This window comes from Collinsella aerofaciens (assembly GCF_028207065.1).
GTDB classification, from domain to species: Bacteria; Actinomycetota; Coriobacteriia; order Coriobacteriales; family Coriobacteriaceae; genus Collinsella; species Collinsella aerofaciens_AR.
Genome location: NZ_JAQLFP010000049.1, coordinates 1 through 7,399, shown reverse-complemented (window position 1 = coordinate 7,399; position 7,399 = coordinate 1). Strand labels below are relative to the sequence as shown.

Sequence of the window (7,399 nt, the reverse complement as noted above, 5' to 3'; positions counted from 1 at the left end):
TCGGCGGCCCGTTCTGGGCGCGCCTCAATCGTAGCCCGAGACGGTCCCGGGCTGACAATTTCGACTGTAATGGACGTTCTTAAATGACTAGTCGTTTAAGAACGTCCCCAACGACCCAACGACCAGTCTCGGCAGGCGCATGACAAAACCCGTGCTCTGCTCTCTCGAGCGGGGCACGGGTTATTTCAGGCTGCATCAATGCTACTTGGCGTTTACCTGATCGAGCTCCTTCTTGCTAAAGCCGAAGAGATACGTGCACACAGCTGCGACGACCAGGGAAATGAGGCTCGCGATGATACCCTGGATGAAGTTGGCGTTGGTGCCGCCCACATAGCTCAGAACGGACAGGAAGTTCGCGGAGGTGATGACGTACTGGGTGAGATTGGCGATGCCAGCATACGCACCGCCGACAAAGCTACCGACCATCAAGGCGCCAAAGCAGCGCACGTGAGACAGGCAGATGCCATAGAGCGTAGGCTCGGTGACGCCGCCCAAGATACCGGACACGAAGGCGCCGAAGGCGTTGCCGCCTTCCGCCTTGCCCCTGAGTCGAAGAGCCGCACCGAGGGCGACGCCGAAGCACGCCCACGTGGCGAAGCTACCCGCGAGCATGACACCGGTCATCTCGCCAGTCTCGAAGAACGAGGCCATCATGGGCATCATAAGGGCCAGATGCATACCGCTCATGACGAGGAACTCCCAAAGGGCGGCGATCACGCCGACACCGAAGAACCCGGTATTCATACCGAACCAAGCAAGGCCGCCGCTGATGGCGTTGCCCACAATCGTACCGAAGGGGGCGAGCAGGCACAGGATGAACGGCGAGGTGACAAGAAGGCTCAAAATGGGCGTGAACACGGTGGAGAGCACGTCGGGCATGTGCTTGCCGACAAACTTATAAACAACAGCGAACAGCGGAACGGACATCATGATGGGCAGGACAGTCTGGGCATAGGCAGCAGACGTGTTGCAGGGGATACCGAAAACGGTAAACGCCTTGCCCTCGGAGATGATTGCGGCGAAATCCGGCGACATGAGGATGCAGCCGATAAATCCGCCGAGCATACCGTTGATGCCAAGCTGCTTCGCCGCGTTGACGCCCGCGAGGATAGGCATGAAGTACAGAGCGGCATCGTAGATGAAGTCGAAGAGCACGTAGATGTCGCTCTCCGCGGGGTACAGGCCCAGGAGCTGCGGACCGCACAGGGCATTGATCGCATTTGCGAGACCGCCCGTGAGCAGCACCGGGATCATCGGGGTCATGCAGCCCGCCATGTAACCGACGACGTTCTTCAAGATCTGCATGGGCGTAAGCTTCTTCTTGCCGACAAGCTCGACGTCGGCGGCGGCAGCCTCGGCGTCCTCAACCGCCTCGAGCTCATTGACGTTGGCGAGTGAGCAGAACTCCGCGTACACTCTGGGCACGTTCGTCCCCACGATAATCTGATACTGCTGGCCGCCGTGAACAACGCCCATCACGCCGTCAACGGCCTTGACTTCGTCATCGTCGATGCTGGACTCGTCCTTGAGCACAAGGCGGAGCCTCGTCATGCAGTGGGTCGCCGAAGTCACGTTCTTCGGGCCGCCCACCGCCTTGAGGATATCCTCGGCGATACGCTTGTTATCTGCCATGGTACTTCCTTTCCTGTTTCTTTCTATCCCCCATCGGCGACTTCGCGCCAACCGGAAAACCTGCGTTTATTCGGGCAGCTGATTGCCCGCGATGACCTTCTGATACCAATAGAAGCTGTCCTTACGAATCCGGTCGCAAGTCCTGATGTCGTCATCGGTGCGATCCACGTATACAAGGCCGTAGCGCTTGGCGAAGCCCTGATGACTGGAGACCACATCGACAAAGCTCCATGGACAATACCCAAAGATGGGATAACCCTGCTCGATGAGCTCGCCGACCTGGGTGATATGCGCGGAGAGATAGGCGATGCGCTGCTCGTCGTGAATCGCGCCGGACTCATCGGGCTCCTCGCTCAAGGCCATGCCGTTCTCGGTGATGACCATGGGCAGGCCGTAGCGGTCGTGCACCTTGCGCATGCCGATCGACAGCCCGATGGGGTCGAGGCCGTTGGGCATCCACTCGGTCTTCTCGAGCCTCGGGTTGTCGCAGAGGACGAAGTCGCCCGCGCCCCAAGGCGGGAAGCCACCGAATACGATGGGCTCGGTGCGCTCCTTGGCGCAGCTGCTGGAGTAATAGTTGATGCCGATGAAATCAGGCGTCGACCCGTGCAGAACCGCATCGTCCTCGGGCTCGACCGCGGGATAGAACCCCTCGCGCTTGAGATAGCTCGCCGCATACGGGGAATACGATCCGCGCACGCTCATGTCGAGCATGTAGAACTGCTCCATCTCCTCGGCATTGAGCGCCGCCATCACATCTGCAGGCGAGCTGCTGAGCGGATAGGTCACTTGGATGGCGCAGACCGGCCCGATCATCGCCTCGGGATCGATTGAGTGCAAAAACTCGAAAGCACGGTGCTCTGCGAGAGACATGTGGTAACTCATCTGATAGGTGTTGCCCTGATGTCTTTTGGGGTCGGTCTCGGTATCCCCGGTGTTCACCGACGTCGCCGTTGCGATAAGTTGCTCGTTGATCGTCGCCCACAGCTTCACACGACCCTTGAAGTGCCTAAAGCAGACCTCGGCGTAACGGGCGAAGGCATCGATCATTCTGCGATCCAACCATCCGCCAAACTCGTCGACGAGCGCTTGGGGGCACTCGAAGTGATACAGCGTCACAAAGGGCTCGATGCCCTTTTCCAGAAGGTAATCGATCAGACCGTCGTAGAACGCCAGGGCTTCGGGATTCGGCTCGCAAGTCGCATCGGGCATAATGCGACACCACGAGAAGCTCATGCGGTACGTCTTGAGTCCGAGTTCGGCCATGAGGTCGACATCCTCTTTCCAGCGATGGTAGTGGTCGGACGCCACGCTGCCATCAGTGATTCCGGGGATGCCGAAACCGCGATCGGTCGTCGACCTGCCTCGGCCGCCCTCCCCCCAGGCGCCCTCTACCTGAAATGCGCTCGTCGACGCACCCCATAGGAATCCATCGGGGAACCTGTTTGCCATACTTGCCACCTTTCTCCTTAGTTCAAATCGTCGTATGTCACCAACGCGATGTCCTGGCTCGCCAGCCATTCACGGGTTGCTGGATCGCAAAGCATCGACGCCTCACGCGCCCGCGCCGTCGTCATGCTCGAGTGGTCCATGAGATAGGCATCGATATAACCCGGATGGAACACCATGAGGGTGCACGTGTCGTCGTTCGCGTTCTCGACGGCGCCGCGCACCGCCGAGAACGGATCCATCTCATAGGCGCGAAAATCTGCGGGCATGTATGCAGCGACACGCGTGCTCTTGAACGTGACTGCCTCTCCCGGCGCACCCATCGGGAACAGCGGCAGTCCGTGGCGCTCCGCCACGATCTCCAACCCCTTAAAAAACGCCGGGCTCGCCACCGCATGACCCTCAAAGTAGGAGGGTTCTCTGCCCGCAAGCGATACGAACTTTCGATACTGAGCCTCGATCTCCAAGACGACCTCATCGAGCACCACGAAGTCGGTTCCCCGCTTCATGGCATCCCGATACGCCCCGCTCAGCTTGAACATGCCATCCGGACCACAGAGACTCGGAATGAGCGCAGGGTCGGTGAGCGGCCTGCCGACGCAGATGTTCGTGTGCTGGCCAAGGCACACGTCGAGCCCGTCGAGCAATTCGAGGCCGTGGTTCACGGATTCCATGTTGGTCATGACCCCGACCGAGCCGACGAGTCCGCCGCGAACAGAATCGACGATGCCGTAGTTGACACCCCGAGAGTAGCCAAGGTCGTCGGCGCGTATCAGCAGGCGCCTCATCGGGCATCACCGATCTCGACGCAGGCACCGTTACAGCGCGCTATGCTTCCCAGGTGCGTAGCGCTTGGCTTTACGGTGCGGCGTTGCGTCTCGCGGTCGACGGAGATGATCCCGTACTTCGGGCCATACCCGAAAACCCACTCGAAATTGTCAAACGCGGACCAGCAGGTGTATCCCAAGACCGGGATACCGTCGCGGACGCAACGCCCCACACCGGCGACAGCTCGATCCAAAAAGCGCTCTCTCTGCTCGTCGTCCTCGGAAGCTATGCCGTTTTCGGTGACGAACAGAGGCGTGCCCGACTGGTCCCAAGCAGCTCGCAGGCTCTCCTCGATGGCCTCGGGGTAGAACTCCTCATCGCGCTGGGTGAGCTCCACGCCGGCAGGCGGGTCAACCGGGCCATCCGCGCCGTACCACGAGCGCGAGTACGTCTGGATACCCACGAAATCATCGCCGGCGGAAGCACGGTAAAAGCGATCGCAAATCTCCTCACGGGCAGCTGCAGCGCGCTCCTCGCCACCGGGAGCCGCCTTAAAGGGACTTCCCACGAGCGTCCAACCTGCCGGGAGATCGGGACGGATTGCATGCACGGCGTCAACGGCAGCCTTGTGAGCGGCGAGCTTCACATCGAACGCCCGCTCGGTGGCTGCGAACTGGAACTGGGCCAGGGATGCCGGCTCGACCCCCAACGCCTTGGCGACGCTGCGGAACATGGGGTCCTCGGCGCGATCGGAGGCGTTGCGCGACGTGGCCCCGACATCAGCCAAGAGCCATGCCAGGTTTGGCTCGTTCATGGTGCATGCGTAGTCCATCAAATCGCCCATCTCCTCGACCACACGCGCGCAGTACCGCGCGAAAAGGGAGGGAGTCTCGGGCGACTCCCAGCCGCCTTGGGCGAGCAGCCAAATCGGCGACGTGAAATGATGAAGCGTGACGATCGTCTTGAGACCGTTGTCACGGCAGCACTGGAGCACTTCGCGATAGTGCGCGAGCTCTGCTTTGGAGAACAGGCCGCGCGCCGGCTCGATGCGCGACCACTCGACACTCAGACGATAGGAGGTAAGGCCAAGAGATGCGATAAGGGCAATATCCTCGCGAAAACGATGGTAGTGGTCCATCGCGTCGCCGGAAGGCTCCATGAACGCCGTGTCCTCAACATTCTCGAACAGCCACGTGTCGCTGTTCACGTTGTTGCCTTCAACCTGGTGCGCGGCGGTCGCGACGCCCCAGAGAAACGTCTCGGGAAATACCGAAGTCGACTGATGTGCCATGCAATCTTCCTTTCATGTATCCGCATCCAGGCTTAATCGCCCGGCTCCTGTTACCATTGAGTACAACACGAATGCACAAGGTTTTGCGTTCCATCCTGGACACCGATGTTTCAGAATGGAGACCTGGGTTTCAGGATATGAAACCCGCTGGTATTTAATGGTGTTAAAACGTCTGATGGGAGTGGACCCTTGAATTATGCCAACCCGATGGGCTCTGTTGGGGAAAAGCTCCTCAGCTATATAGACACCAGCATGCAGCGCGACAACAACTATCAGATAGCCGTCAAGATGTTGGAAAATTACGACGCGCTCAAAGACATGTCCATCGCGCAGATCGCCGACATGTGCTACGTCTCGAAGGCTTCCGTCTCGCGTTTTTGCCGATTCCTAGGCTACGAGAGCTTCAAAGAGATGCATGACGCGCTCGGGGTCGACTATCCCATCAGCTACGACTACTCCCAGCGCTTCTTTCGCAATCTCACCGCGGACCCGCACGCGGCGTTTCTTGAATATGCGAGGGAAGCTCAGCAAAACATCGCCGCGACCATCTCCGAGAAAAACCTGACCGAACTTCCGAAAATCGCCTATGCGATTCATAATTGCCGCCGAGTCGCGTTCTTTTCCCATCATTTTCTTTGGGATACCGGACGATACCTTCAGAACAAGCTGTTTTCCATGGGAAAGGTCATGCATCTGCATCTAGATCAAGCTTCCCAACTTGCATGTGCCCAATCCCTCCAACCCGAGGACCTGGCGATCATCTGCAGCGTCGGGGGCAGCTATCCCATACGATATGTCGATGTATGCAACAGCATCAGGAATAGCAAGTGTGCCGTGCTGGCGATCACGCAAAACGCCTCGAACCCATATTGGAATCAGGCCGCCTTCATCATGCAGTGCGGCGAGTCGAACGCCAACGACACAGGCAAGTACGGGGCGCTCGCGGCAATTGACCTCGTCGTTCAGCAGTACCTGCTCCAATATGGAAGCGATGCCTTCCCGAGCGCGCCCAATCGCCCGTACGACGACATGACGGGGCACTAGGATCGCCCACCATTGGAGCGGGCACAGGCGTCGGCAAGGCCCACCTGTCGCTAACCATAGGCTACGAGGCGGTGACGGCGTGCAAGCAGACGCACTTCGTCGCCTGCCCGGGCTCAAGTAGCGACGAGCGTGGATTTTCGGACACTAACCTAACGAGCGTGGATAATCTCCCATTTTGAGCCCGCACACAGGCCAAAACCGGGAGATTATCCACGCTCATTTTGGGTCCCCCGGGAACGCATGAGGAGGGCGGATAGACAGCCGTTATTTGCGAGGCGTCAGCGACGTAAAGAGTCCGTGTTGGTTGCAGTAAAGATATATCCTGCCGCGCCCGGTAATATGGAAGCGCGGCTGCACCGATTGCTCTGGATAGAGCTTCTTAAAGCAGATGCCGTCCATAGTCGCATATGCCACAAAGCTAATGTAGTGATCCTTGGTCATTGGATGATCGAGCGTGACGTACCAATCGTCCTCGATGCGCTCGATGGAAAAGGCGTGGTCCGCGTCCGGCTCTTCGGCCTCCTGGGGAAACATCGTGGAGCCACAGCAGCTAAAGCTGCCTTCTCCGAGCGCGTGCACAACGTTTCCGCAGATAGGGCAAACGTAAAAGACGCCTTTGAGCATATTGCCTGCACGGTTGGCGTTGGCCCGAATGTCACCAGCCAAAAGCTCAGCCACGCTTATGCCGAGTCTCTGGGCCAAAGGCTCAACGAGGGAAATGTCGGGAAGGCCGCGGCCGGATTCCCACTTGCTGACGGCTTTATCGGTCACGCCAAGGCTTTCCGCCAGGGCGCGCTGGGTGAGGCCGCGCTCTTCGCGCAGCTGCTTGATGGCATGCGCTGCCAAAAAAGTATGGGAGGCATTGGTTTGCCGTGTCTGGTTCATGGGCTGTCCAATCAAATTGAAGAAATGGAGTGAACCGGTTCGACAGTCAGTATCCATTTGAAGGCCAGGCTCGACAACCTACGCTGCGTAGACATGCGCCAATCGAACGAGCGCGGATTTTTGGACACTCATCCTGAGTAGTCATTTAAGAACGTCCCCAACGACTACATCAGGAGTGTCCCCAGGTGTCGGCAGAAAAGGAACGTCCCCAAGTGCCGCATCGCCAGCAACGGGAGTGCCGATGTCTTGGCAACGACAGACACTATGACCCAATCCGAGGGCACTAAAAAGATAGGAGCCCCCGCTCGTGACCGCGGGTCGGGGCTGCGA

6 protein-coding genes are annotated in these 7,399 nt (G+C 59.0%); 1 reads left to right on the top strand and 5 read right to left on the bottom strand.

Translation table 11 applies throughout. The features are described from left to right. Positions 1–201 precede the first annotated feature (201 nt). The 4 genes from PMX72_RS10025 to PMX72_RS10010 form a co-directional block, all read right to left on the bottom strand. Positions 202–1,632, bottom strand: coding sequence for a PTS transporter subunit EIIC (locus PMX72_RS10025; RefSeq protein WP_271729906.1), 1,431 nt, complete (start codon positions 1,630–1,632; stop codon positions 202–204). A gap of 66 nt (positions 1,633–1,698) precedes the next feature. Continuing rightward, a complete protein-coding gene (locus PMX72_RS10020) occupies positions 1,699–3,084 on the bottom strand; it encodes a glycoside hydrolase family 1 protein (RefSeq protein ID WP_271729904.1) in 1,386 nt (461 codons plus the stop codon). 17 nt (positions 3,085–3,101) lie between these two features. After that, the gene (locus tag PMX72_RS10015; RefSeq protein ID WP_271729902.1) at positions 3,102–3,869 is read right to left on the bottom strand and encodes a ChbG/HpnK family deacetylase; all 768 of its coding nucleotides are present in this window, start codon (positions 3,867–3,869) and stop codon (positions 3,102–3,104) included. After that, a complete protein-coding gene (locus PMX72_RS10010; RefSeq protein ID WP_118098208.1) occupies positions 3,866–5,140 on the bottom strand; it encodes a glycoside hydrolase family 1 protein in 1,275 nt (424 codons plus the stop codon). Before PMX72_RS10010 ends, PMX72_RS10015 begins: the two co-directional genes overlap by 4 nt. Before the next feature lie 189 nt (positions 5,141–5,329). Here PMX72_RS10010 and PMX72_RS10005 point away from each other — a divergent pair, with 189 nt between their 5' ends. Then, complete coding sequence (locus PMX72_RS10005) at positions 5,330–6,184, top strand: MurR/RpiR family transcriptional regulator (RefSeq protein ID WP_271729899.1); 855 nt, start codon at positions 5,330–5,332, stop codon at positions 6,182–6,184. Between the two features lie 264 nt (positions 6,185–6,448). Here PMX72_RS10005 and PMX72_RS10000 read toward each other — a convergent pair whose 3' ends face one another. Beyond that, positions 6,449–7,069 (bottom strand): helix-turn-helix domain-containing protein, encoded by a 621-nt coding sequence (locus tag PMX72_RS10000; RefSeq protein WP_055250846.1) that lies wholly within the window; start codon positions 7,067–7,069, stop codon positions 6,449–6,451. Positions 7,070–7,399: the final 330 nt, after the last annotated feature.

Coding starts and splice junctions, on each gene's coding strand:
- PMX72_RS10025 (WP_271729906.1), bottom strand. CDS start 1,632: ATGGCAGATAACAAGCGTATCGCCGAGGATATCCTCAAGGCGGTGGGC.
- PMX72_RS10020 (WP_271729904.1), bottom strand. CDS start 3,084: ATGGCAAACAGGTTCCCCGATGGATTCCTATGGGGTGCGTCGACGAGC.
- PMX72_RS10015 (WP_271729902.1), bottom strand. CDS start 3,869: ATGAGGCGCCTGCTGATACGCGCCGACGACCTTGGCTACTCTCGGGGT.
- PMX72_RS10010 (WP_118098208.1), bottom strand. CDS start 5,140: ATGGCACATCAGTCGACTTCGGTATTTCCCGAGACGTTTCTCTGGGGC.
- PMX72_RS10000 (WP_055250846.1), bottom strand. CDS start 7,069: ATGAACCAGACACGGCAAACCAATGCCTCCCATACTTTTTTGGCAGCG.